At 59.9% G+C, this 1,513-nt stretch carries 2 protein-coding genes; both read right to left on the bottom strand.

The genetic code is table 11. The features are described from left to right. Positions 1–40 precede the first annotated feature (40 nt). On the bottom strand, positions 41–895 hold the full coding sequence (locus LN996_RS23430) for an IS3 family transposase (protein ID WP_231343491.1): 855 nt from the start codon (positions 893–895) through the stop codon (positions 41–43). Then, positions 892–1,290: a helix-turn-helix domain-containing protein gene (locus LN996_RS23425; RefSeq protein WP_231343490.1), complete on the bottom strand. Its 399-nt coding sequence runs from the start codon at positions 1,288–1,290 to the stop codon at positions 892–894. The genes LN996_RS23430 and LN996_RS23425 overlap by 4 nt, the downstream gene beginning before the upstream one ends. Positions 1,291–1,513: the final 223 nt, after the last annotated feature.

Here is a 1,513-nt window from a genome sequence, read left to right as displayed (position 1 = left end):
ATGAACTGGTCCCCGTTTGTTGGACTGGCTAATTGGGATTTTAGGCTGCGAGGGTCTGGGCCCGGTATTGCACCGGGCTCAGGCCTTCGAGTTTGGTGGAGATCCTTTCGTTGTTATACCAGCGGATGTACTCGTGCAGTGCTGTTGCCAAGGCGTCGGTGCTGAGGAACCGGACGTGGTGGAAGAGTTCTTCCTTGAGATGTCCGAAGAAGTTCTCCATGACGGCGTTGTCGTAGCAGTTGCCCTTGCGGGACATTGACTGGGTGGCGCCGGCTTCGGTGAGCAGCTGCCGCCAGAACACGTGCTGGTATTGGAAGCCTTGGTCCGAGTGAACCAATGGTTTTTGTCCCGGTTCCAGGCAGGTGATGGCCTGAGATAGTGAGGTGTTGGCTAGTTCCAGGTTCGGTGAGTTGCCGATGGAATACGAAATAATTTGCCGGTCGAAAAGGTCCATGACTGGTGAGAGGTAGAGCTTCCGGTCCCCGACGCGGAACTCGGTGACATCAGTGACCCACTTCTGGTTCGGAGCGTCGGCGTCGAACTTCCGGTCCAGCACGTTCGGTGCAATCACCCCCTGCTCGCCTTGGTAGGAGTTATAGCGTTTCCGCCGCCGGATCTTGCAGCGCAAGGCCAGGGCGCGCATCAGTTTCAGCACGGTCTTCTTCGCCACCGTCCATCCTTGCTTCGTCAGCTCGGTGTGGATTCGGCGATGTCCGTAACGGCCGTGGTTGGTCGTGAAAACCTCCGTGATGGCGCTCTTGAGTGCTTCCTGCGGGTCCGGGGACAGGAGCCGGGCCTGATGGTAGAAGAACGTCGAGCGGGCCAGGCCCGCGGCCCGCAGCAGAACCGGGAGCGGGTAATCAGCCTTGAGGGCAACGAGGGCTTGAACCTTCACCGTCGTTCCTGCGCCCTCAAGGCCCGCAATTTTCCCAAGTAGGCCACCTCTGCCCGCAACAGTTCGTTCTCCCGACGCAGTTGCTCAAGCTCCGAAACCTCCGGGGCCTGCGGCGTCGCCCCGGGCTTCACGGACAGCATCGCACCAGGCTTCCGCGACGGCAGGGCCACGGGTTCCCCAGAAGGTGCGGCCTTCGGCTTCGCTGGCGTGCCGTTGCGTTTTGGCATCAGCCCGTCTTCGCCCTCCAAGCGATACGCTCTGACCCATTTCTGCAGCAGTTGCCGTGAAGACAGGCCCGCTTCAACGGCCAGGTCGGGACCGGTTTCGCCCGCCAGGAACCGCTGCACCAAGGCCAGTTTGACCTCGAAAGAGTATGACTTCGGCGCCTTGGTCACCAAGACTCCTTCCCCATGAATCCTCCATAACCCATACAGTCCCCTTACCGGCACCTGGGGCGCATCAAGGTACCGGGCCGCCGCCCGATAGCCAAGCCCTCTTTCAAAACACGCTACAGCCGACACCCGCTGCACCACAGACAAAGAACTACGCGAACACATAAAACTGCTCCCCTCAAATCGGAACTGAAATTCTCAGTCCAACTTCAGGGGAGCAGTTCAA

It is taken from the genome of Arthrobacter sp. AK01, from assembly GCF_021109375.1.
Taxonomy (GTDB): domain Bacteria; phylum Actinomycetota; class Actinomycetes; order Actinomycetales; family Micrococcaceae; genus Arthrobacter.
The sequence above is the reverse complement of the archived record's forward strand: the minus strand, read 5'-3'. Positions and strand labels throughout refer to the sequence as shown.